The following is a 23,246-nucleotide window of genomic DNA, read 5'->3' on the forward strand; positions in this document are numbered from 1 at the left end:
AGAAGGCAGCAGTGTCAGTTGGTCAAGGCCACCCCGAGGGCTCCGAGGAGTTCAGGAAATGGCTGTCGGGGCTCAAGCCCGTCACCGGTGCAGATACCATGCTGCGCTTCACGAAGACGCCCGAAGGCTCAATTGACCTCACTCATGCCCATCCCTCGGGGCTTGCGCAGCTGATGGCAGGGCGGCGCACCCGGCTCTCGACCCTGATCCGCGACCGCCAGCAGTACGTTGTTGCGGCCAGGGCATCGCGCAACCTGCGCTCCAAGATCTTCGAACTCGCCAACGACCGCGGCATCGACGCGGGGTATTTCTCCGCCGGCACGGTCGTCTGGACGTCCGCCGTCGGCGGTAAACCGCAACGGATCTCGGCCCCGGTCATGCTCACCGCCATCTCCCTCACGGTGCGCCCCGGCGAGGACGACTACGAACTGCAGCTCACCGAACAGGCGCAGATCAACCCGGCGCTGGTCCGGCACCTCAAGACCGTCCACGGGATCGTTTTCGACGTCAACGCGGTGACACGGATGGCGTACAGCACGGCACGGTACGACCCGCAGCCCGTCCTGGACCGCCTGGGCACCCTGGTCCAGCCGATTCACGGCGCGGAGGTCGAACACAACCTGCTCGTCTCCACCTTTGCCGACCTCTCCGGCAACCTCGATGATCCGTGGATCAACCAGAACAACCCCCTTGTCACCGCGCTGGCACGGTCCGGTTCCGGCGAACTGGTCGACGTGCCTGCGCTGGATCCCGGCCGCTTCCCCAGCACGGACGACCGGGACCCGGCCGAGGAGCTTCTGCTGCTCGACGCCGACACGGACCAGCAGTATGTGATCGACGCCGTCCGGGCGGGCGACTCGCTGGTGGTCAGCAGCCCGCCGGGCACCGGCCAGACCCAGACCGTCATCAACACCATCGGCGCCCTCGTGGACGAGGGCAAGTCCGTCCTGGTGGTTGGCGACCGGCGGGCCAGCCTCGCCGAGATCTCCGGGCAGCTGGACGGCCTCGGCCTGGACTCGGTCCTTTTGCAGCTCGCCGGCAACGCCAGCCCGCTGCAGCTCAAGGGCCAGCTGGTCCGGGCGATCGTCCGCAACGAGAAGTCGCTGCAGCCGCAACTGACCAACCTGCACGCCACACTGACCGGGCACCGCCACGCCCTGATGGACCACGTGGCCTCCCTGCACAACGTCCGGGCGCGCTGGGGTTGCTCGCCGTATGAGGCCATGCAGTCGCTGGCAGAGCTGACCTCCATCCAGCCGGCACCGGCGACGACCGTCCGGCTCAAGCGCAGCGTGCTGGACAACATCCGGGACCGCGAGGAGCTCGCGGGCCGGCTCCGCCGCGCCGCCGAGCTCGGCAGCTTCAGCCGCACGTCGACCACCAGCCCCTGGCACGGCGCGCGCCTGCTGACCCGCAAGGAGACGCAGGAAGCGCAGGGCGTTGCCCAGTCCGTGGCGGAAAAACTGCCGTTGCTGCGCGGGCGCATGGATGCCGTGGCGGAACACGCGGAGATCCGGCTCGGCCGGACCTTCGCCGAATGGGGCGAGCAGATTGAACTTCTCGTGGCCGTCCGCGAAAGCCTGGACAAGTTCACTCCCGACATCTTTGACCGGCCCGTGCACGACCTGATCTCGGCCACGGCGTCTTCCGCCTGGCGCAGGGAACGCGGGATCGAAATGCCGTCCATGCAGCGCTCACGCCTGCGCAGGGTGGCCAAGGAGTACGTCCGGCCCGGCGTGCACATCGCGGACCTGCACAGCTCCCTGGTCCTCGTCCAGGAACAGCGCGCCGCCTGGTCCGGCTACGCGACCACGCAGCGGCACCCGGCCGTGCCGTCCGGGCTGGGTGAAATCACCGGCCTGTACCGGGAGCTCGCAGCGGAACTGGCTGAACTCGGCCTGGCGGTCAAGCACACCGCCGCCGGCGGCGAGCTGGACCGCGCACCCTACGACGAACTCCTGCCCCGGGTGCGGCGGCTCGTCGCCGACACCGCGACCCTCGAAACCCTCCCGGAGCGCACTCTGCTCGTCGAGAGCATGCGTGAGCACGGCCTGGGCGAGCTCCTCGCCGACCTTGCCGAGCGCGAGGTCCCGGAAGGTTCGGTGACCGCCGAACTCGAGCTCGCCTGGTGGCAGTCGGCCCTGGAAGCCATGATCAGCGGCGACGATTACCTCGCCATGTCCGACGGCGACGCCCTGCGCCAGCTTGAGGCGGAGTACCGTCTCGCGGACAACGCCCATATCGCCAGCGGCGCTGCCCGGCTGCGGTGGAACCTGTCCGAGCGCTGGCGCACGGCCATCGCAGCCTATCCCCGCCAGGCCGAGCTGTTGCGCAGCCTGCTGAAGGACGGCCGGGTGACCCTGGCAGCCCTGAGCGGCCAGGCGCAGGAGCTGCTGCCCACACTGGTACCTGTGTGGTCCGTCAGCCCGTACCTCATGACGGGCCTCCTGCCGATCGAGCAGACCTTCGATGCCGTCGTGATCCTCGACGCCGAGACGACCTCGTTGCAGGCCGTCCTCCCGGCGATCGCCCGGTCCCGGCAGGTCATCGCGTTCGGCGACGAACAGATCGCCAGCCCGCGGACCTTCACCGTGGGCGTCGAACGGCTCGCCGCGGGGGAGAGCTCCTACCAAAGCGTTGAGAGCTCGTACCGGGCACTCGCTGCCGTGCTTCCGGTCTGGAACCTTAGGACCGTGTACCGTGCGGTCGATGAAGACCTTGTGCGCCAGCTCAGCAAGGGTTTTTACGGCGGGGAACTCACCCGCCTCCCGGAGGGGCAATCCGCCACGGGCCTTGACCGTACCCTCAGCGTGGAGTACCTCCCCGACGGCACGGGGCTGCCCAGCGCTGACCACGACGGCGTCGAATCGGTTGTTGCCGAGGTCAACCGTGCCGTGGAGCTGGTCTTCGAGCACGCCCGGCTCCGCCCCCGCACGTCGCTGGCCGTGGTGACCGGCAGCCTCCGCCATGCCGCGCGGATCGGCGAGGCCATCAGGGCCCAACTGCCCAACTACCCCATGCTCGGCAGCTTTTTCACGGCGGGGGATGAGTCCTTCCGCGTGGTGGACCTGGAACGGGCCCAGGGCCTGGTCCGCGACCACGTCATTTTTTCCCCGGGCTACGGCCGCACCCCGCACGGGCGCACCCTCCACAGCCTCGGGCCGCTTTCCGCCGAGGGGGGCCGCGCAAAATTCGCCCTGGCGATGACGCGTGCGCGCCGGTCCCTGCACGTGCTCAGCTGCTTCCGCCCCGAAGACCTCGATGTCAGCCGCCTCAGCCACGGCGCCGTGGACTTCTACGAACTCCTGGACCGTGAGATCGCGGGCAACACGGACCTTGGCAGCCCCGCCTCCCGGGCCGCGGCCAGCGAGCAGGCGCTCGGCGCCGATCCGCTGGTGGCCGACCTGGGCGACCGGCTCCGGGCACGCGGGGCACGCGTGTGGCACCAGTACGACGGCGTCCTGAACATGGTGGCGGCCGCCGATCCGATGACCACCATCGGCCAGGACGATGCGGAGATTCCCCGTCCGGTGGCGATCGAGTCCGATGGCACCGGCCACTACCGGCGGATGAGCGTCCGGGAACGGAGCAGGCTCCGGCCGCAGCTTTTGGAGCGGCTTGGCTGGCGGTACATGCCGCTATGGACCATAGAGGTCTTCACCGACCCCTCGGCCTGCGCCGACCGGATTGGCGGCTACCTCGGGCTGGAGAAGCCTGCCGCATCCAGCCGGCTGCGGACATCGCACGGGTTCTTCGACGACGGCATCGAGCACCTGGCGATCGACGAGGCCCGGGCCGCCGAGTACCACGTGGCGGCCGAACCCGCGGGACAGGTATTCCGCGGCCACGAAACTGCCGGCCAGGAACTCCGCCGGCAGGCACCAGCATCAGGATCGACAAGCAACACAGGCAGTAAGGAGGCCGGCGGCATGAGTGCGGACGGCATCACCGGCGACAACGGCGACAACGGCAACACCGGCGGTAACGGCAATACCGGCGGTAACGGCAATACCGGCGCCCCCGAAGCCGCCGCAACCAACGCCGCGGCGGGGGCCGCGGCCGACATCGCTGGGCCGACGACCGCTGGGCCAAAGCCCGGCGCATCGCCCGGCGCATCGACCGGCGACGGGCCGGACCTGGACGCTGCGAAGGAGACGCCCCGCCGTTCGGAGGCTCAGGCCACCGTGGCCGAGGGTGTGCTGCCGAACAAGGCGGCGGAAGACGACCCCCGGCGCTGGGGTGACCAGCCTGATAATTACGATCACGACGCCTGGCTCCAGGAACAGAAGCCACCGCACTGGGGCTGACGCTGCCGTCCGCAGCAGAGCCTGTGGGCGCAGCCGGCGTCGGCCCGAGCCAACTGCCCGGACACCCTGGCACTGCGGAAACGCTAGCCCGGCGGTGACGCCACGAGCACGAAAAACAGCTTGCCCTGGGTAGACGCGCCCGCCAGCCTGCGTGCCTGGTCGGCCGGTGCTGCCACCACCACCAGCCCGTCAGTCTCCGCAGCGGCGGGCCAGGGGCCGGCCTTGCCGCCCTGCGCCGACGTCCAGAGCACCGGCACGGCTTCGGCCAGGACTTGGCTTTCGCCGGGTTGTTCCGTGCCGTTGCCGCCGGTGAGCACCACGTTGACGAGCTGCCCGGGGGAGACGAGCTGGATGGAGGCCGGATCCGCCATCCTCAGCGGCACGGCAGCAGAGCCGGGCGGGCTTCCGGCGAGCAAACCCGGCCCAAGGATCTGGGCGTCGGTGAGGAACTGGCCCTGGCGCAGCGGCGCGGCCAGCTGTTTGCCCTCGAATGCGGTCTCGCTGCCCGGGTTGCCGGCAGGAACGAGGCCGGGCGGCACGCTGATCCTGCTGACATCGCCGGGTTCCAGGGTCTTTCCGGCCGGCAGATCGGCCGCTGCGGCGAAGGCTGCGACCGTGTCAGCGGGCGGGGGAGCCAGCTGCTGAACCGTCAGACCGGCGGGAATGCAGAACAGGAGGGCCGCGATAAAGCGCCGGTTCCTGCTCAGCCAGCCGCGCAAGCGGCGCCGCGACGGGTGGCCACGGGGCGGATGCCTGCGGGGTTGCGCCGGACCGAACCGGCTCCGGAACGGACGGCCGGCGGCGGAAGACGTGGCTGGAGGAGGGCTGACGGGGCGGATCCCGGTGCGGGACCAGCGGCCGGAGGCCACTTCGGGCATTGCGACGCGGAACGGCTCGAACGAAGGCGTGGAAGTCGGTCCGGATGCCGCCGGGGCAGCCGTCCGGAACGAAGGCGGGGATACCGCGCTGAGGAAAAGTGCCATGCCGCCACGCTACGGATCCGCCCAGGGCGGCGGGAGCTGCGGAGCGTCCTATGTGGACAACGGCCACAGCGGACAGGGACTAGCGGTTCAGGCAGTGCCCAGGCTCAGCCGGCCGTGGCCCAGCCGGCAGCAGGCGCCAACCCGGCAGATGCCTTAGCTGGCCGCGGCGGCGGGTGCGGGGGTGGCCGCGGGGGCAGCAGGAGCCGGAGAAACCGTGCTGCCCTTGGCGTCGCGCGAATCGGTCCGGTAGAAGCCGGAGCCCTTGAACACTACGCCGACGCTGTTGAACTTCTTGCGCAGCGTGCCCTGGCACTCGGGGCAGGACGTCAAGGAGTTGTCGCTGAACGACTGCACGATCTCGAAGGCGTGGCTGCAGTCCTTGCAGGCGTATGCATACGTGGGCACTGGAAATCCTCCTCAGGGGCAAACGAGCAGGTCCCGTGCTGTCGAGTCCGGATCACCGCCGATATGTCTATCGACCGGTTCCGTCCTTAGCAGTCGCAGGGCCTGAGTGCCAATTCTATCACCTTGGCACGAGCCCGGATCAGCCGGGCGGGATCAGCCGAGCCGGATGATCCCGCCCGGGGTCAGCGCCGTGTCGACTTTCCGGTCGAACGCCTCCGCCGGAATGCTGCCTGCGGGCAGCACCTCCGTGTCATACACGACGGCGGCAGTCGGCAACGCGACTCCCTCGAATGCCCCGTCGGACGCCACGCCGGGCGCGCCGCCGGACGCGGAGGACATGGCGGCCAGGGCGGCAAGAAACTTGTCGTAGTAGCCGCCGCCTTGTCCGATTCGGTTGCCCGAGAAATCCACCGCCGTGGCCGGGAGGAAGATGGCGGTGGCGTCCCGCATGACGTCGGTGCCGTGGCGTTCACCGACAGGCTCCTGGATGGGCGCGTAACGGCTGCGGACAAACCCGGACAAGGGAGTCCAGTACACCCAGCTGAGCTCGATATCGGGTTCGCAAACCGGCAGCAGCACCCGGTGGCCGGCATCGACCAGGGCCGTCAGCAGTGGCAATGTGGGCGGTTCGGCGCCCACCCCGAGGTACGCCGCGAAGGTGCCCTGGCGGCCGCTGGCCAGCCCGGAGGCCCACTGGAGCCCATGGCTGGCGATGCCCGCCGCGGCGGCATCCTGCGCGGCCGGCGGGAGCGCGTAACGCGCCGCCCTGTGGCCGGAGCGTATTTCCTCTTTTGACGCCATCTTGGCCCTTCCTCTGCCTCTTGCGGCCGCGCTGCACCGGGCAGGCCCGGCGGGCGGTTCGCACAATGATTACGCAATGATTCGTCCCTCCGTTAGATTAGTCGTGTGAATACACCCAACGCTTCCGTCCGCAAGGCCGTAATCCCCGCCGCGGGCCTTGGTACCAGGTTCCTCCCCGCCACGAAGGCCATGCCCAAGGAAATGCTGCCTGTCGTTGACAAGCCGGCCATCCAGTACGTCGTCGAGGAGGCCGTGAATGTCGGCCTGAACGACATCCTGATGATCACCGGCCGCAACAAGAGGGCGTTGGAGGACCACTTCGACCGCGTCCCCGCGCTGGAGTCCACCCTGAAGGCTAAGGGCGACACGGCGAAGCTCGAGTCCATCCAGGCCGCCAGCAACCTCGGCGACATCCACTACGTCCGCCAGGGCGATCCCATGGGCCTTGGCCACGCCGTCCTCCGGGCCAAGCAGCACGTCGGGCAGGAGCCGTTCGCCGTCCTCCTGGGCGATGACCTTATTGACGCCCGCGATGAGCTCCTCAGCACCATGATCGACGTCCAGGCCAAGACCGGCGGGTCGGTGGTCGCTTTGATCGAGGTGGACCCGTCCCAGATCAGTGCCTACGGCTGCGCCGACGTCGAGGCAATCGGCGGTGAGGACTATGTCCGCATCAACCAGCTCGTGGAGAAGCCCGACGCCGCTGACGCCCCGTCCAACCTGGCCGTAATTGGCCGCTATGTGCTGCACCCGGCCGTCTTTGAAGTGCTGGAGCGCACCGCGCCCGGCCGCGGCGGGGAAATCCAGCTCACGGACGCCCTGCAGGAACTCTCGGCCGGCACCGGCGAGGGCTACGGCGTGTATGGCGTCATCTTCCGCGGCCGCCGCTATGACACCGGCGACAAGCTCAGCTACCTCAAGGCCTGCGTCCAGCTCGCCTGTGACAGCGAGGACCTCGGCCCGGGCCTGCGCGAATGGCTGCCCGGCTTCGCGTCCAGCCTGGCCCCCAGCCTCGCCAAATAACTCCCGTGGGGGGCAGCTTCACCTGGCCGGTGACCCTGGAGAGCGGCGAGATCGTGTTGCGCCCGATCCGGTACCGGGACCGCAAGGAGTGGACAGCACTCAGGTCCCGCAACTGCGAGTGGCTGGCCCCCTGGGAGGCATCGAACCCGGTCCCCGGCGGCGGTCTGCCGGACTACCGGCAGATGGTGCGTTCGCTCAAGGCCCAAGCCGCGCAGGCCACGGCGCTGCCCTTCGTGATCGCGGAATGGACACCCGGCCATCAGGCACCGGTGATCGTGGGGCAGCTGACGGTGTCCTCGATCGTATGGGGATCGGCCATGATGGCGACGCTTGGCTATTGGGTTGACAAGGAACGGGCCGGCCGGGGGATCGCCCCCACCGCGGTGGCCATGGCGACGGACTATTGCTTCGGCACCCTTGGCCTGCACCGCATGGAGATCAACATCAGGCCGGAGAACGCGCCGAGCCTGCGCGTGGTGGAGAAACTCGGGTTTCGCGACGAGGGATTCCGGCCCAGGTTCCTGCACATCAACGGTGAATGGGCGGACCACCGGACCTTTGCGCTTACGGCGGAAGAAGTACCGGAAGGCCTCCTCGCACGGTGGCTGAGAACCCGCCAGTCCTGAAGCCCGCGACAGCCGCCTGACCAGCCACGACGCTCCGACGCCGGTCAGCTGCCGCCGCGCGCGCGACACACCCCTGACAATGCGGGGCAGCACCCCATATACCTCATACGGTTTTGAGTGTGGACTTCCCTCTTAGCAGCTCTGTGATCCTTGTCATTGCTGTTGCGCTCTGGATCGTGTGGGTGGCGCCTTACGTTCTCCGGAACGGACGCCACCAGCTGCAACCTGCAGGCGAATTCCTGGCGGACGTCATTGACATGGAACCAGCAGATCCACAGGCGGGGAAGGTTATGAAAATGGCGGCGCAGCAGGAGAAACCCATGATCAGCACTCAGCGCGCAGAACCGGCCGGCGGCACACGTGGGCCTGGGGCGGGCAAAGCGGCGACCCCTCAGCTGAGCCCGATTGCTGCGGAGGGCTCCCCGGTGTTCCGGGTTCGTTGGGGGCGCCTGGTGCTGGCGGTAGCCGGGCTCCTGGCTCTCCTCACGGCAGTGGTATCCGGAGCCCTTCGACTTTTCGGCATCGGTTCAGGCTGGCTGCCGGTGACCGCCCTCCTGGGCGCCGTCGCCGCAGTGGCGCTGCTTCGCCGCCTTGCCGTCCGCGATCGCCGGCGGAAGATGAACGCTGCATTCCGTGCAGCCATGGCCAGCCCGGAACGCACTCCTGCGCGGCCGTCCGTGCCTGAACAGACCCCCTCGGTTCCCGCCGAACGCCCCGGCATCCGGCCGGAAAGCCCGCTCTTCGACGCCGAAGCGGGCCGCAACACGCCCGAGCCCGCGCCGAAGCCGCTGACCGCACTGGAACTCCGCCAGGCCGCCCTCGCCGAAGCCGTCGCCTCGGGTGATGCTTCGGCGGCTGTGGCCGCCGGCACGGGTGCAGTAGCGGAGGGCACGAGCTGGGAGCCCGTCGAGGTTCCCAAGCCCACCTACGTCGAAGCCCCGAAGGCCGAACGTGCAGCCCCGATGCCACTCGACCTTCCCGAGGCGCCGAAGGCCGTAGGAAAGCCGTCCCTCAAGCAGGCCTCAGCGCGGCCGGCAGCGTCCGATCCGCAGACCGCCGAGGATTCCGAGACCAAGCAGCTCAGCAAGGCCCAGAGCGCCTTGAGCAACCTGGATGATGTCCTCCAGCGGCGCCGCGCCTGATCCGGCCCGTCCTTCCCGAGATTACCCCGGGCAGCCAGCAATGGCTGCCCGGGGTTTTTCATGTCCCCGCAGCGGCGACGGCGGGCTTCGCAGCGCCGGGCTTCGCAGCGCCGGGCCGTCGACGCCGGGCACTCCGTGGGCGTGCTCAGCCGCAACCCGCCAGCGGCCGGCGCCGCCGGCAACATCCGGGGCGCGGAATACTTCCGCGCGGATGTCACGACGGGCGAGGGGATCGCGGCCGCCCTGGCAGGCGCCGACGGTAATTGACTGCTTGGTGGGACGCGCCGGGAAGGCACGCAAGAACATCGCCGACGGCGGCGCGAGGCTTCTGGCCGCCGCCCAGGACGCGGTAATGGCCAAGGCGCGCAAAGGGTCAACTCGGTCGTCTGCCGCTGCCCGGCGCGATGGGCCGCTACCTGCGCCAGGGGTTAAGTCTGGTGCCGGACGCGCGACACGGCACCGAGACTTTCCGGGGCTGGCTGGAAAACAGCGCAGATAGTTTGTAGCCTAGGGACACCGGCAACGCCGTTCCGTCAGGACCGGCGTTGCTTCGGGGCTATAGCTCAGTTGGTAGAGCGCTTCGTTCGCATCGAAGAGGTCAGGAGTTCGAATCTCCTTAGCTCCACAGATTTCAAGGGTTTCTGAACCTTTGAGTGCGTGGCCCGACTGTTTGGCCCGAGTGTGTGGTCCCGCTGTAGAGCCGGATCATTCAGGATCCGCGGCCGTCAGCCCCACTGAGTACGGTGGGCCGCGTTGCCCGCGGACCCGTGACCCGTGCAGAGCTATACCATCCTTCCAGGCCCCTGACCTGCGCAATCATTGTCGAAATGGTGTCTGGGCATTATGCTCGGCGACGGGGGAGCCGGGAGCCGGCTCAAAGACTTGGGGGAAAAATTGAACAAGAAGACCATCCGCTTAGGCATCGCCGGGGCACTCACTGCGCTCTCGCTCACCGCGCTCTCGCTTGCGGGCCTCGCCGTTCCGGCGCAGGCCGATCCCGATCAGTGGGCCATTCCACCGAACATCGATTCCTGCGGCCCGGTGGTCGACTCAGTCAGGTTCTGCACGGCGCCGGACGGGCATCCGTACCCGATGCTGGTCAACGGCGGCGCCGTCGCCGGCCCGCGGCCCGGCATCGGCGGGCCCCTCCAGGTCGGCAGCACCCTGACCGTTGTTGACGGCGCCTGGGATCCCGCGGACGCCAAGCTCACGCACCAGTGGCTGCGCAACGATGTGCCCATCCCGGGCGCCACCGGCCCCACCTACCTGCTCACCACGGCGGACCTCGGCAAGGGCCTCCGGGTCAAGACCACGGCGGCAGCGCCGAGCTATGCAAACACGACCCTGCAGTCCGCCAAAACCGCCCCCGTCACGAACGCCGGCGGCACTGTCCCGTCCGTCGTTGCGGGGGACGTTGTCATCGCTCAATTGGACACCCACCCGGATAGGCCCAGCCGCCTCGTGTTCGCTGGGGGGAGTTTCAAGGGCGCTCCGGTCATCCACCGCCAGTACCAGTGGCTTCGCGACGGCAAGCCCATCCCGGGTGCCACCGCGGAAATGTTCGACCCGAAGGGCTGGGGATCAACGGGGCTGCTCAGCGTCAGGATCACCGGCCACGCGCCCGGATTCAAGCCGGCCGCCGCGACCTCTAAACAGCGAAAGGTTTCTGACTTCGACCAGGCCCCCGGCGCCGTGGTCACCGGCGGCACCGGCTTGGGGGAGGTCCTCACCGCCGTAGACGACGTTCCCTGGACTGCCTGGCGGGGCGAGTACACCTACAAGTGGCTGCGCGACGGCGTCATAATTCCCGGAGCCACCGCATTGACCTACAAGATCACGGCCAAGGACCAGGGCCACACCCTGGTCCTTGAGTCCGGCACTTGGTACGACACCCACATCTACTCCAACCCGGTCGCCGTGCCGGCGGCCGGGGAGCTGAAGCAGCTGACGAACGTCACCAAGCCGGTCGTGACCGGGGACGCCGTGACCGGCTCTGTGATGAAGGTGTCGGCCGGGACCTGGTCCGTGCCCTCCGACAGGCTGACGTTCACCTACAGCTGGCTGGACGGATCGAATACGGTCAGCGGCCCGACGTTTACTCCGGACACGCCCCAAGTTGGCAAGACCCTCACCGCCCTCGTGACCGCCTCCGCCCCCGGCTACTCCACCGCCTGGGTAAAAGTCACAGCGCCCAAGCCCGTGACCGTGCGTGAGTCGACGCGGGCCATCAGCGGGAACCTGACCGTCGGGTCGAAGGTGACCTTGACGCCCGACCCCTGGTATGACCGGGCGGGGATCACTTCGGACGTAATGTGGCTGCGCGACGGCGTCCAGATCGCCGGGGCCGACGGCTGGAGCTACGTCCTGGCGAAGGCCGACGCCGGCACGAAGCTCTCGGTCAACGTGAACCCGACTACGTCGGGCGGCAAGTACCAGACGCTCAACGCTTCGTCGAGGGTGGCGGGTTTGCCCCTGACGTCGGCCACGCCGACGATTGCCGGCACGGTCAAGGTTGGGAATGTCCTGACTGTGCAGCGGGGCACCTGGACCTGGGGCACTGCCTTCACGTACCGCTGGCTGCGCAATGGCGTCGTCATCTCTGACGCCTATGCATCCACCTACAAGGTCCGGACCGCCGACAAGGGCACCAAGCTCACCGTCCGCGTCACCGGCTCCCGGTTCGGCTACACCACCGTGTCGCGGACCAGCGGAGCGTACCTCGTCGGCTGACCAACGGCTTTCCCGGGCCCGCCGCATGCCGGCGTGGTCCGGGAGGCAAGACTAGCCCGTCCGGGAAGAGGAGCAACATGGCAGCCACAGGGATCGTGACCCGGCCGGCGTCGAACGTAACCCTGCACGTCGGGGCACCAGGGTCCGCCGTGGCCAGCGAGACAGCCGCCCTCCTCAACGAGTCCCTCGGCTCCGGTTTTATCCAGCCATCAGCTCTGGCGGAACTGACAGCCGAGGGCGGGGGAGTCCTCATCCGCGCCCGCGGCAGGGGCGGTGAGCTCCTGGGTGCGGGGACCGCCCGCGTGCTGGACCAGGCGTCCCACGCCGTACTGCAGGACCGCCTGCGCCCTCCTGGGGTCGACGCCGGCCTGGTCGGGCGCCGGGTCGGGGAGCTGAAGTCCATTGTGGTCGCGCCCGCAGCCAGGGGGATGGGCGTCGGCTCGACCGTGCTCGCGGCCTGCCTGGACTTTCTGAAGGCCCGCGGCTGCCACGACGTCGTGTCGGCGTCCTGGGTCTCGGCCGATCCACAGCATTCTTCCCTGGGGATGCTGGAGCGGGCCGGCTTTGCGCAGGTGGCCACGATCCCCGCCTTCTGGGCGGACGACCAGAGGGCGGTCGGCTACCTCTGCCCCCTGTGCGGCGCCAGGTGCGTCTGCGCGGCCGTCATCATGGTGCTCCCACTCATGGACAGGGCCAACCGCGGCTAGGGCGCTTCCTTGGCCAGGGCCGCGGTGCCGGGAGGCGTTGTGCGGCCGAGCCGCTCGTCGAGTCTGATGCGCAGCCTGGCTGCGGTGACCTGAACCCGGTGCTGCGAGACGGCCGCAGAGCCGGAAAGCTCCGCAGAGACGTGGTGCCCGCTGCCGGTAATCTCCCCGGCCCCGTTCACGGACTCCCACGCGATGTCCAGGAGCTCGAGCTCCTCGTTGCGGGCCAACTCGCTGCGGGCGAGCACATCCAGCGCTGCCAGCCCCAGGGCCTTGCTGTCCCGGTCCTCATCCAGGGCACGGTCCAGCGCCCACTGGGTCCGTTTCCACCACTCCGCCCGGTCGTCGGCGACGGCTTTCTGGCGCAGCGTCTGCCAGGCCATGAACGCTCCCACGGCCGCAGCAACGAGTACCGCAACCGGGGCAAGTGCGGCAACGATCTGCCACCACTCGGCCGGTCCTGGCGGGAGGAGGACTTCAACCGGGACCGGAGACGGGGCAGGCGTTGGTGGCATGCGACCAGCCTAAGCCGCGGCCCGGACAGTGGCGGGCGGCAAGGCGGGCACGGTGCGGCGGGCGCGGCGGGCGCGGGGTGCTTCGGTGCTCCCGACCGGTCACCGCGGCATCGGTAAACGTACTGCGAAGGTTCGGCCAACAGGTGCCCAACGCCGCGTGAAACAGGCGGAATCGGCCTGGCGGCTTGTCTACGGTGGACGGATGAAAGTCTCCCTACAGCACCGCGGCGCCCTGACCGGCGGCCTTGTTCTCGCCGTCTGTTCAGCGCTCCTCAGCCCCGTCGGCCCGACTCATGCGGACGGCAGCCAGAAAGGTAACACCGGAGCGGCCCAGGGCGCCCACCTCGACCTTGGCCCGGCCGACCTGCCCGAAAACCGGACGGTGACCGTCCTCGCCCCGGGCGTTACCCGGACAAAGATCAGCCGCGGCGGAGCAGACCCGTCATTGTTCTGGACAGCCGAGGTGGCCATACCCTCGGATTCACCGGATCCTGACGCACCAGCCTCGGCGCTCTCCAGCCAGGCCACCGCGCAGCACATCGCCGACAAGCTCAATGCGGCAGGGGTCGATGCCCGCGTCGAACATGTCCAGTCCCCGCAGTTGGCCGACGCCGGCGGGGATCTGGGGTACCGGGTCCGTGCCGGTCACCTCGCCGCCAAGGCCGATGGCAACCCGGTTCTCGCGCAGATCAAGGCGGCCGGGTTTGCCTCCTCCGTGATCTATACGGGTTGGGACGGCGACGCCGGCGCCAGCACGAAAACTCGCGGGCCCTGGAACCTGGAGGTCATCACCATCGATCCCAAGACCTTCACGGGCCGGCTCTCCGGCTCCTTCGGCCCGGACCTGGAAAAGCCGGAGACCACCAGCCAGCTCGCTACTGACGCCAGCGCCATCGCCGCCGTCAACGCGGGCTACTTCGTCTTCGACCCGGCAGCCGGCGCCGAAGGTGACCCCGCCGGGGTCGGCGTCTACGGCGGCAAGACCCTCAGCGAACCAGTCGCGGACCGCCCGGCCCTGGTCATCGACGGCAAGAAGAACAGCACCAGCATTCAGCGGCTGACCTGGGCCGGTTCCGTCTCCTCCGCTTCCGGTTCGGCGGCTCTGGACGGCATTGACCGGGTGCCGGGCCTGATCCGCAACTGCGGCGGAGCCAACGGCCTGCCCACCCCGCTCGCACTCCACGACGTCACCTGCACGAACGCCAATGAACTCGTGGCCTTCACGCCTGAATTCGGGCCGTCGACTCCGGCCGGTCCGGGCCTTGAGGTGGCGGTGGACAGCCACGGCACCGTCACCGCAATTGCCGGGACACGCGGCACGGCCGTTCCTGCCGGCGGACGCACCGTCCAGGCAACCGGGACCAACGTCGCACGGCTGCGGACAATCGCCACGGTGGGCGCCAAGCTGAAAATCAACACCGGTCTGCTCGACCAGGACGGAAGGTCCTTCTCCACGGACAGGGCCACCACCGTCGTCAACGGCGGCCCGCTGCTGGTCAAGAACGGCAAGGCAGAGGTCACCGCCAGGCGTGACGGCATGGTCCACCCCAATGACGGGAACAGCTTCTACTACGGCTGGGTCCACAAGCGAAACCCGCGGACTTTCGCCGGCACCGATGCCCAAGGGAGAACCATGCTGGTGACAGCCGATGGACGCTCGACGGCCTCACTGGGACTAAGCCTGAAGGAAGAGGCCGACGTCGCCGCGTCCCTTGGCATGGTCCAGGCGATTAACCTGGACGGTGGCGGTTCCACGACAGCAGTGGCCGGAGGAGCTGTTCTGAATATCCCCTCGGGCGGCGCGGAACGTCCCGTCGGTGACGCACTCCTCGTGCTTCCCACCCGAAAGGATGGGCCGAACAGCACGGACAAGTAGCGGCGGGTCTCTCTCCGACTCTTGACGGGAAGTCACAGCGAAGCGTACAGCCGGCCGAGTGAGGTCAGCCGGCCGTTCGTTTGATAGAGGGCTGACGGGCCCATGGCGGGGTCACTGGGTTCCCTGGCTTTCCACGCAAACCGTTCGACGAAGGGCATCGCTCGCATGCCGGCGACCGCAACCTGCATGAAGTAGGCGGTCTCGCGGGTGGTGTACCGGGAGGGGCGTGACGGGGTTGCCTGCCAGTCCGCAACTCCAAATTCGGTAACCCAGACCGGTCTTCCATACCGGTGATGCAGGTACCAGACTCTTGCGAGGAAACTCTCTGGGTTCGGCGAGCCGTAGTGATGCATCGTCATGAAGTCGATGCGGAGGTTCGTCTGCCGCGCCCTGGCCATGAAGTGGTCCAGCCACGGGCTCCTGACACCGACCGTGGCCGGAGATCCCAGACGCAGGCCGGTGGATTGAAGGTGGGGCCACAACCGTATGGCCTCATCGACGGACATGCTGGCCTGGCCTGGGTGGTCCGGCTCGTTGAAAGCGAGGAGGTGTTTGGTCCTCGTCTGGGGAAGTTGCCTTGCCACGTCGCCAAGGGCGTCCTTCCTGAGCAAAGCGTTCGCGCTCCACACCATCGGGACAAAGGCCGGCTTGGTCGTGACGGTATACGCGGATCCCCAGGAGTAGTACCAGTTGGCGTTGAGACTCCGGATTTGTCTCAACGCAAGCGCATCATCTCCGCCGTGGGCTGCGCCTTTGAGAGCCCGGGAGGCAGAGGTGGCCGTACGGGCAAGGGATGGTGTGGAGGGGGCCGGAACCGGCCCAGGGGGTGTGGCAACGGAACTGGCCCCGGCCGCGGCCAGGGCAGCCGCCATTGCAGTGAGAAAAGTCCGGCGATCCATGGATTCCTTCTTCCGAAGCGAAGCGTGCCGATACCAATCCTCAACCGGATGTGACGAGGGTCACGCTACGCCAGTCTCTCGCCATTTGGAACAGCCGCAACGTGTCGCATTGCCGGCGACCCCGGGTGCGGGGCAAAAAGAGTTTTCATGAGATGGTGTGAACCTGCGTGATCGGCGCCGTGGCCGCGCCGGCGCAGCAATCCGCGCGGCAAAACCCAACCTACTAACAGCGGCATGGCAACCGAATCAAGCGCAGGCATCCCAGATAGACATCCAGTGCAGACAAGGCCACCACCGATGAAGAACACCACCGCGATCGCCCTGACCCTGCTCTCTGTTCTGCTGACCGCGGCCTGCTCCGCCTCCCCGAGTCCCGAGCCGTCTGCCGGGACCCCTACGGCGGGCCTGCCGGCGTCGCTGCCCAAGCCTGACCAGGCCCAGCGGGAAGCGCTCCTGGCCTCGCTCGCCAAGATCAACCCCCGCCTGCCAGACGACCAGGCGGTCGACAAGGCCCGCCGCCTGTGCGGCCGCCTGGTGGGGCAATCGACGGCGGACCAGCTCATCGCCGCCGCAAAGGCGGAGTTCAGCGGGCACGTCCCCGCCCTCTCGGACGATGACGCCCAGCGGATCATCTCGGCGATCGGGGCCAACGGGTTCTGCCGCTAGCCTTGTTAACAACACGAGGAGAACTATGACCACCCTGAAAGAACGCCTGCACGCCGACGTCGTGAGCCACATGAAGGACCGCAACAAGGTTGCCCTGACCACCGTGCGCAACGTCCTGGGCGAGATCGAAACCCGGGAGAAGTCGGGTAAGACGCCGATCGTGCTGGACGACGCACAGGTGACCGCACTCCTGCAAAAGGAAGCCGCCAAGCGCCGTGACACGGCCCGCATCTACACCGAGGCCGGCGAAGCCGAGCGTGCCGCCGCCGAGATCGCCGAGGCCGAGGTGATCGAGGCCTACCTGCCCAAGCCTCTGACCGCGGCGGAAGTCGAGACGATCGTGGACGAGGCCATCGCGGCGCTCAAGGCCGACGGCGTCGAGCTGTCCATGCGTCAGCTGGGGGCAGTGATGAAGCCCGTCACCGCCACGGTGGCCGGACGTTTTGACGGCAAGGCCGTCAGCGAAATCGTCCGCAACCGTCTCGCGCAGCAGTGAGCCTGATCCGGCTGCACGACGTCAGCGTCCGCTTCGACAACACACAGATCCTCCGCGAGGCGTTCTTCCGTCTGGAGCCCGGGGACCGGGTGGGCCTGATCGGCAAAAACGGCTCCGGCAAGACGTCCATCCTCAAGCTCATCCTGGACCAGGTCTCCCCGGACGCGGGAACGGTCACTGTGGAGCAGGGCATCCGGGTGGGGTACTTCTCCCAGTTTTCCGAGCTCGATGGCGAGGCAACCATCCTTGAGGTCCTTGACGGACTGTTCGTCGAGATCAAAGCTGCCGAGGCAGAGCTGGCGGCCATCGACACCGCTATTGCGGCGGACCCCGCCGGCGCCGAGCTGGACCGGCTGATCCGGCGCCAGGCCGAGCTCTTCGAGGACATGGACCGCCTCGACGGGTGGGATTACAAGCGGCGCATCGACACAGTCCTGACCACGCTGGGGTTCAGCGACGCCCACCGCACGTGCGCGATTGACGAACTCTCGGGCGGGTGGCGCAACCGCGCCGCCCTGGCCAAGATCCTGCTGGAGGGTCCGGACGTCCTGCTGCTCGATGAACCCACCAACTACCTCGACGTGGCCGGCGTCGAATGGCTCGAAAACTGGTTCCGCGACTACCGCGGCGCCGCGATCATCGTCTCGCACGACAGGAAGTTCCTCGATGCGGTGGTCACCCGGATCATCGAAGTGGAAAACTTCCATCTGCACGAATACCCGGGAAACTTCGCCGAGTACGTGGTCCAGAAGCAGTTCCGGCTCAAAACGCTCGAGGCGCAGTTCGTCCATGAGTCCGAGCTCCTGGCCTTTGAAGCGGAGGGCATCGCCGACCGTCGCGAGGCCGCCAAAGCCGCCAGCCGCGGGTTGGGGAACCAGCTGGCCAAGATCAAGAAAGCGCGGACACCCCGTCCGGTGGACCAGATCGTCACCGAGATCTACGGCGGGCTGCACGTGAAGGATGTCCTCTGCCGGGTCGAAGGGCTGGGCAAGTCCTACGGCGACAAGGTCTTGTTCGAGGACCTGAGCTTCGAGATCCGCCGCGGTAACAGGATTGTGGTCCTGGGCTCCAACGGCAGCGGCAAGTCCACGCTGCTGAAAGTGCTGACCGGGGAGGAACCGACGGATTCCGGTGAAGTGGTCTGGGCGAAGGGGCCGGGTTTTGTTTCCTACAACAAAATGCTGGAAGAGCTCGACGACGCCGACACCGTCTCGCACGCGGTCAACGCGCTGCCGGACAGCCTGGCCTTCAGCGCCACGAAGAAGTCCGTCAACAGGTTTCTCGCCATGTTCCAGTTCTCCGAGGCCGACCTCAAACAGAAGATCGGGAACCTTTCCGGCGGACAGAAAGCCCGCGTCGCCATGGCCCAGTGTCTGCTGTCCGGGGCCTCGGTGCTGCTGCTTGATGAGCCCACCAACCACCTGGACATGTCCAGCACCCAGGTCATGGAGCGGGCACTGCTCCACTTCCCCGGGGCCGTCGTCGTGGTCAGCCACGACCGCTTCTTCAGCGAGAAAGTCGCCAACCGGCACCTGGTCTTCGGCAGCGACGGAGCGGAACCCGGCGAGGTCGACGTGCGCGCCGCCTAGAGCCGCGTGACGATCGCCCCGAGGCTCAGGGTTTGATCAGCATTGGCTCAGGATGTGGCCTAAACGGCTGAAGGGCCAACCATTGTTCGGTTGCGGGCGGTAATGTGGCGCTGGCTGCCGACCGGGGGGACGGCAGCGGTCTCTTAACCGCTTTGAAAGGAATCTCCCGTGGCAGGAATCATCGGCTGGCTCAGTGCGCTGGGCACTACCGGCAAGGCAGTAGTAGTCGCCTCCGTCGTCATCACTGGCGGCGCCGGCGCGGCGGCCGCCACCGCGACCGCCAATCTCCCGGCTGACCCGACGTCGACCACGACGGCGACGGACACAGCAACCTCTGAACCGGCCGACTCGGCCGATCCGGCTGACTCGGCCGATCCGGCCGAGTCGGAGACGCCGGGAGTGGACGACCAGGAAGCCGCTGATCACGAATCGTCCGAACCCGGCGAATCGTCTGAATCTGGCGAATCGTCTGAACCCGGCGAACCGGTTGAGTCGGATGACCAGGAGTCGGACGATCAGGGTGCGGATGATCAAGGTGCGGATGATCAGGGCACAACCGCGGGCACCGATGATCAGGGCACAGCCCCGGGCACCGATGATCAGGACGCGGACGATCAGGGCGCCGAAGAGGGCACGGACGCGCAGGAGCCTGCTGCCCCCGCTCCGGCCCCGGAAGCCCCCGCAGCACCGGCACCCGTTGTTCCGGAGTCCCCGGCACCTGCAGAAGATGATTCGCAGGACTCTGCCGACGCGCCGGAAGCCGACGGGTCCCACGTATCGAACGGCAATAGCGTTTGGGCACACCAGAACGCCGCTGAACACCGCGCCGCCGGCCAGGCCAATGCCGCTGAACACCGTGCCGCGCCGGCCGGGCGCGGAAGCGAACACACCGGCGAGTCCGACAAGCACGGCAAGTCCAACGAGCACGGCGACTCGCGCGAGCACGGCGGCTCTCGCGGGCATGGCCACGACAAGTAGCCAACAGGTCTGCAATGACGGGGCCCGGACCACTGGTCCGGGCCCCGTCGTCGTAACCGCACGAAATGTGACGGCACGAAAATCTTCCACCGCGAAAGACTCACATCGGATCGGTCTCAGCGGCGCGATGATCCGGTCCGCGGGATAATAAGAACATGACCAATCAGCAGCAGGACCGCGACCCGTGGGAGGAGTTCGATAAACTCCAGCCCGCCGGTCCGGACCGGGTTGCCGGGTACCCCGGTGGGGAACCGCAGGGCTTCGGCTTCCGCACGGGCGTCCGCAGTGCCCGGGTAGCCCTCGGATTTGCCGTCTACTCCCTGGCGCTGGGGAGCATTCTGGTCCTCACGGGGGCCATCGTTTTCATCAGCAGCGGGAAGTGGCTGCTGCTGGGGCTGATGGTGCTGATCGAGGTCGTCTTCGTCCTGGCGTTCCGACGGCTCATGGTCCAGGTCCGGAACCGCCGCGCCGCTGGCTAGAGCCAGCCCTTCTTCTTGAAGATGGCGTACATCAGCGCCGCCGTGCCGGCCATGAGCGCGATTGCCATCGGGTAGCCAAGGGTCCAGTGCAGCTCCGGCATATGGTCGAAGTTCATGCCATACAGTCCGGCCACAAATGTCGGCGCGAAGAAGATCGCGGCCCACGACGAGATCTTCTTGACCTGCTCGTTTTGTTCCGCGCTGGCCTCGTTCTGGCGGTTGGCGGTCAGGGTTCCGTCCAGGGTGAGCGCATTCTGCAACAGGTCACGGAACGAATCGGCGCGGGAAATCAGCCGCTCCACGTGGTCCTCGACGTCGCGCAGGCTGTGCTGCAGTTCCGTGTCCACCCGGTACTTCTCGAAGCCCCGCCGGAGCTGTTGCATCATGGCCGGGAGCGGGTGGATGGCGCGCTGGAAATGGATGACTTCCCGGGCGAGTTCGTAGATTCGCCGGGACACCAGGGGGTCGCCGCTGAAGAGTTGGTCCTCGATCTCGTCGATGTCGTTTTCCAGCCCGGCCACCACGGGACCGTAGTCATCCACCACCTGGTCCATGAGTGCGTACAGGACGGCCTCGGGCCCGTGGCGCAGCAGATCGGGCCGGCCCTCCATCCGGCGCCGGACCTTGCCCACGACTTTCGTCTCGGCGTGCCTGACGGTGACCACGAAGTTGCGCCCGGTGAAGACGTGGAGTTCGCCGAATTCCACGGTCTCGGTCTCGTCCAGGTACCGGGCGGGCCGGAGCACAGTGAACAGGTTGTCGTCGTAGCGTTCGAGTTTGGGGCGCTGATGGGCAGAGATCGCGTCCTCCACCGCCAGTCCGTGCAGGTTGAATTCGGCCGCCACGGCCGCCATTTCCTCAGAAGTCGGCCGGTACAGGCCGATCCAGGCCATACCCCCGTGCTCGGTCAGGGTCTCGAAAGTCTGCTCGAGGTTCCGCGGCTCGGCGCTGCGGATGCCGTCAACGTAGACGGCGTTGTCGATGATAGTCACCGGGACATTATCCTTTGTTCACCTGGAATTCGGCGGAGCCGGGCCGCCGCGACGCGGACCGGCCGGGCGTCAGCGCGCTGCCTTGTGCGAGCCGGCTGATCAGCGGCTCCGTTCGGTAGGGGATATGGGTGTGCAGCGCCAGGACGGTCTCGGTGCGGATGACTCCCTTGACCCGAAGGATCGACCGGAGGGCCGCCTGGAGATTGTGCGTATCCGTCGCCACCACCCGGCACCAGACGTCGCCCCGCCCCGAGATCTCATGGACTTCCAGGACCTGGGCGATTAGCCGCAGGGCCCCTACGACGCCGTCGAGCTCCCGGTGGTTGACCTCGATCGTCACGAACGCGACGACGTCGTACCCTACCGCCTCCAGATCGATTTCACGGCCGCCGTCGTGCAGGACGCCCGAGCGCAGCATGCGCCGCACGCGCGACTGGGCGGTGTTCCGGGCGATGCCCAAGGCGTCACTGAGCTCACCGATCTGGATCCGCGGATCCCGGATCAACTCCAGCAGGATCTTCAGGTCGGTGGGGTCCAGACTGTTCAAATCATCACTCCGGTTCACTTCAACAGCCCGAGAATGACTGTTTTGCTCAATTTTGACACAGATTTTGGCCATGCAGATCACTGGTATTGCATTCTGTACATACCAATCTTTCAACCGGGCCGGGCGGTTCCCCCACAACAGGGAAAGCCCGGCCCTGCACTTTGCAAGGGCACGGCCATGACTGTCTTCAGCGAACTCCGCATGCGCCCGGCCACAGCTGACCGCTGGGGCTGGGACGCCTCCACCACCGCACGGCTCGTGATGGCCGGGGTCGTGATCTTCACGCTGCTCGTCGGCGCCAATCTAGCGACGCCGCTGTACCCGCTGCTGCAGGCAAAACTCGGAATTACGGCGCTCGATGTCACGGTAGCGTTCTCGGCCTACGTCCTGGCGCTGGTGGCCACCCTCGTCCTGGCCGGCCACTGGTCCGACCACATCGGCCGCCGCGCCGCCCTCGTGCTGGCAGTCCTGGTGGGCCTGGCCGGCGGCTTTGTCTTCGCCACCGCGGGCAGCCTCGCGGCGCTCACCGCCGGCCGCGCCCTGCAGGGCGTCGCCGTGGCGCTCGCCACCGGGGCCAGCTCGGCTGCCCTCCGCGAGCTGCTGCCGAGCCGGCCGGAGTGGGCCTCGCGGTTCACGCTCCTGGCCTCGGCCGGCGGCGTGGCGGCCGGCCCCGCAATCGGCGGAATGCTTTCCCTCCTGCCGGGCCCGACGTCGACGCCGTATTACCTGCACTCCATCGTCCTCGCCGCGGTGCTGGTGCCCCTCTACCTGCTCAAGGCGCGGCCCGCCATCAGCCTGCACGCCGGTCCCCAGACCCTGCGGGTCCTGGCGCCGCGGCGGCCCTCGGTCTCCAGCGACGCGCGCGGCGCCTTCTGGCTGGCCTCCTCCGTGGGCTTCCTGAGCTTCACCGTCTTTGGCTTCTGCCTCTCGCTCGCCCCCGGCTATTTCGCCCAGATTGTCCACGCCGATTCGCGGCCGCTGATCGGCCTGCTGGCGGGCCTGACGCTGGGCTCCTCAGCCCTGAGCCAGCTGCTGGCCATCCGGGGACGGTTTGCCGTGTCCGCCGGACTGGCCGTCCTGGGCGTCTCCGTCCTGCTGATCGCCGCGGCCGCCGCCTGGAGCAGCCCGTGGCTGCTGATTATGGCCAGCATCACAGCCGGCGTGGGGCAGGGCGTGGCCTTCCGGACCGTGTTCAACGACGTTGCCGGCAGGGTCGAGGCCGCCCGGCACGCCCAGATCATCAGCACCGTCTATGTCATCACGTACCTTGGCAGCGCCTTCCCGGTGATCGGGTTGGGGCTCGCGGCGGGGATCGTCGGGCTGCAGAGCGCCGTCGCCGGCTTCGTCACGGTGTGCGCCGCCGCCGCGCTGACGCTGGCGGCCGTTACGCTGCGGAGTGCCCTGCGCGGGGCCTAAGGGCGCCGGCGGGTCTGGTGCGGCACCGGTCTAAGGGCGCCGGGTCTAACTGCACCGGGTCCAACTACACCG

The 23,246-nt window shown here is 67.9% G+C and carries 21 protein-coding genes and 1 tRNA gene; 15 read left to right on the top strand and 7 right to left on the bottom strand.

The annotated features are described in order from the left end of the window. The first annotated feature begins 11 nt into the window (after window positions 1-11). Window positions 12-4,307, top strand: coding sequence for an ATPase AAA (locus C566_RS0107690; RefSeq protein ID WP_018773749.1), 4,296 nt, complete (start codon window positions 12-14; stop codon window positions 4,305-4,307). Window positions 4,308-4,390: 83 nt separating this feature from the next. Here the strand turns inward: C566_RS0107690 and C566_RS0107695 are convergent, their stop codons facing one another. The 3 genes from C566_RS0107695 to C566_RS0107705 form a co-directional block, all read right to left on the bottom strand. Next, entirely contained in the window at window positions 4,391-5,290 is a 900-nt protein-coding gene (locus C566_RS0107695; protein WP_231386285.1) for an RcpC/CpaB family pilus assembly protein, read from the bottom strand. A gap of 153 nt (window positions 5,291-5,443) precedes the next feature. Continuing rightward, complete coding sequence (locus C566_RS0107700; protein WP_018773751.1) at window positions 5,444-5,695, bottom strand: FmdB family zinc ribbon protein; 252 nt, start codon at window positions 5,693-5,695, stop codon at window positions 5,444-5,446. A gap of 153 nt (window positions 5,696-5,848) precedes the next feature. Beyond that, on the bottom strand, window positions 5,849-6,496 hold the full coding sequence (locus tag C566_RS0107705) for a 5-formyltetrahydrofolate cyclo-ligase (RefSeq protein WP_018773752.1): 648 nt from the start codon (window positions 6,494-6,496) through the stop codon (window positions 5,849-5,851). Window positions 6,497-6,601: 105 nt separating this feature from the next. Between C566_RS0107705 and galU the strand changes: the two genes are divergently transcribed. The 7 genes from galU to C566_RS0107740 all read left to right on the top strand — a co-directional run bounded on the left by galU (window position 6,602) and on the right by C566_RS0107740 (window position 12,724). After that, complete coding sequence (gene galU / locus C566_RS0107710; protein WP_026266488.1) at window positions 6,602-7,519, top strand: UTP--glucose-1-phosphate uridylyltransferase GalU; 918 nt, start codon at window positions 6,602-6,604, stop codon at window positions 7,517-7,519. 5 nt (window positions 7,520-7,524) lie between these two features. Then, window positions 7,525-8,145 (top strand): GNAT family N-acetyltransferase, encoded by a 621-nt coding sequence (locus tag C566_RS0107715; RefSeq protein WP_018773754.1) that lies wholly within the window; start codon window positions 7,525-7,527, stop codon window positions 8,143-8,145. Between the two features lie 143 nt (window positions 8,146-8,288). After that, window positions 8,289-9,287, top strand: coding sequence for a hypothetical protein (locus C566_RS0107720; protein ID WP_018773755.1), 999 nt, complete (start codon window positions 8,289-8,291; stop codon window positions 9,285-9,287). Window positions 9,288-9,347: 60 nt separating this feature from the next. Then, a complete protein-coding gene (locus C566_RS23120; RefSeq protein ID WP_018773756.1) occupies window positions 9,348-9,554 on the top strand; it encodes a hypothetical protein in 207 nt (68 codons plus the stop codon). 285 nt (window positions 9,555-9,839) lie between these two features. Further along, a tRNA-Ala gene (locus C566_RS0107730) sits at window positions 9,840-9,912 on the top strand. A gap of 269 nt (window positions 9,913-10,181) precedes the next feature. Then, a complete protein-coding gene (locus tag C566_RS0107735) occupies window positions 10,182-12,017 on the top strand; it encodes a hypothetical protein (protein WP_155846801.1) in 1,836 nt (611 codons plus the stop codon). A gap of 77 nt (window positions 12,018-12,094) precedes the next feature. Next, window positions 12,095-12,724 carry a GNAT family N-acetyltransferase gene (locus tag C566_RS0107740; RefSeq protein ID WP_018773758.1) on the top strand — a complete coding sequence of 210 codons (630 nt, stop codon included), beginning with the start codon at window positions 12,095-12,097 and terminating at the stop codon, window positions 12,722-12,724. On the opposite strand, the gene C566_RS22315 is transcribed toward C566_RS0107740, so the two are convergent. Further along, complete coding sequence (locus C566_RS22315) at window positions 12,721-13,236, bottom strand: hypothetical protein (RefSeq protein ID WP_043466384.1); 516 nt, start codon at window positions 13,234-13,236, stop codon at window positions 12,721-12,723. The genes C566_RS0107740 and C566_RS22315 overlap by 4 nt on opposite strands. A gap of 202 nt (window positions 13,237-13,438) precedes the next feature. Here C566_RS22315 and C566_RS0107755 point away from each other — a divergent pair, with 202 nt between their 5' ends. Further along, a complete protein-coding gene (locus C566_RS0107755; RefSeq protein ID WP_018773760.1) occupies window positions 13,439-15,112 on the top strand; it encodes a phosphodiester glycosidase family protein in 1,674 nt (557 codons plus the stop codon). Window positions 15,113-15,144: 32 nt separating this feature from the next. On the opposite strand, the gene C566_RS21040 is transcribed toward C566_RS0107755, so the two are convergent. Beyond that, window positions 15,145-15,831 (bottom strand): glycosyl hydrolase, encoded by a 687-nt coding sequence (locus C566_RS21040; protein ID WP_018773761.1) that lies wholly within the window; start codon window positions 15,829-15,831, stop codon window positions 15,145-15,147. Window positions 15,832-16,308: 477 nt separating this feature from the next. Here C566_RS21040 and C566_RS0107765 point away from each other — a divergent pair, with 477 nt between their 5' ends. From C566_RS0107765 to C566_RS0107785, 5 genes are all read left to right on the top strand, one after another. Continuing rightward, window positions 16,309-16,677: a hypothetical protein gene (locus C566_RS0107765; protein WP_018773762.1), complete on the top strand. Its 369-nt coding sequence runs from the start codon at window positions 16,309-16,311 to the stop codon at window positions 16,675-16,677. 25 nt (window positions 16,678-16,702) lie between these two features. Beyond that, on the top strand, window positions 16,703-17,173 hold the full coding sequence (locus C566_RS0107770) for a GatB/YqeY domain-containing protein (RefSeq protein ID WP_018773763.1): 471 nt from the start codon (window positions 16,703-16,705) through the stop codon (window positions 17,171-17,173). After that, a complete protein-coding gene (locus C566_RS0107775) occupies window positions 17,170-18,762 on the top strand; it encodes an ABC-F family ATP-binding cassette domain-containing protein (protein WP_018773764.1) in 1,593 nt (530 codons plus the stop codon). Before C566_RS0107770 ends, C566_RS0107775 begins: the two co-directional genes overlap by 4 nt. A 168-nt stretch (window positions 18,763-18,930) precedes the next feature. Further along, on the top strand, window positions 18,931-19,740 hold the full coding sequence (locus C566_RS0107780; protein WP_018773765.1) for a hypothetical protein: 810 nt from the start codon (window positions 18,931-18,933) through the stop codon (window positions 19,738-19,740). Window positions 19,741-19,895: 155 nt separating this feature from the next. Next, window positions 19,896-20,219, top strand: coding sequence for a hypothetical protein (locus C566_RS0107785; RefSeq protein ID WP_018773766.1), 324 nt, complete (start codon window positions 19,896-19,898; stop codon window positions 20,217-20,219). On the opposite strand, the gene corA is transcribed toward C566_RS0107785, so the two are convergent. Continuing rightward, window positions 20,216-21,211, bottom strand: a complete 996-nt coding sequence (gene corA / locus C566_RS0107790; RefSeq protein WP_018773767.1) for a magnesium/cobalt transporter CorA — start codon at window positions 21,209-21,211, stop codon at window positions 20,216-20,218. The genes C566_RS0107785 and corA overlap by 4 nt on opposite strands. 7 nt (window positions 21,212-21,218) lie before the next feature. Further along, entirely contained in the window at window positions 21,219-21,758 is a 540-nt protein-coding gene (locus C566_RS0107795; RefSeq protein WP_018773768.1) for an Lrp/AsnC family transcriptional regulator, read from the bottom strand. A gap of 177 nt (window positions 21,759-21,935) precedes the next feature. Between C566_RS0107795 and C566_RS0107800 the strand changes: the two genes are divergently transcribed. After that, window positions 21,936-23,174: an MFS transporter gene (locus tag C566_RS0107800; protein WP_018773769.1), complete on the top strand. Its 1,239-nt coding sequence runs from the start codon at window positions 21,936-21,938 to the stop codon at window positions 23,172-23,174. The last annotated feature ends 72 nt before the right edge of the window (window positions 23,175-23,246 follow it).

Source organism: Arthrobacter sp. 131MFCol6.1 (genome assembly GCF_000374925.1).
Taxonomy (GTDB): domain Bacteria; phylum Actinomycetota; class Actinomycetes; order Actinomycetales; family Micrococcaceae; genus Arthrobacter.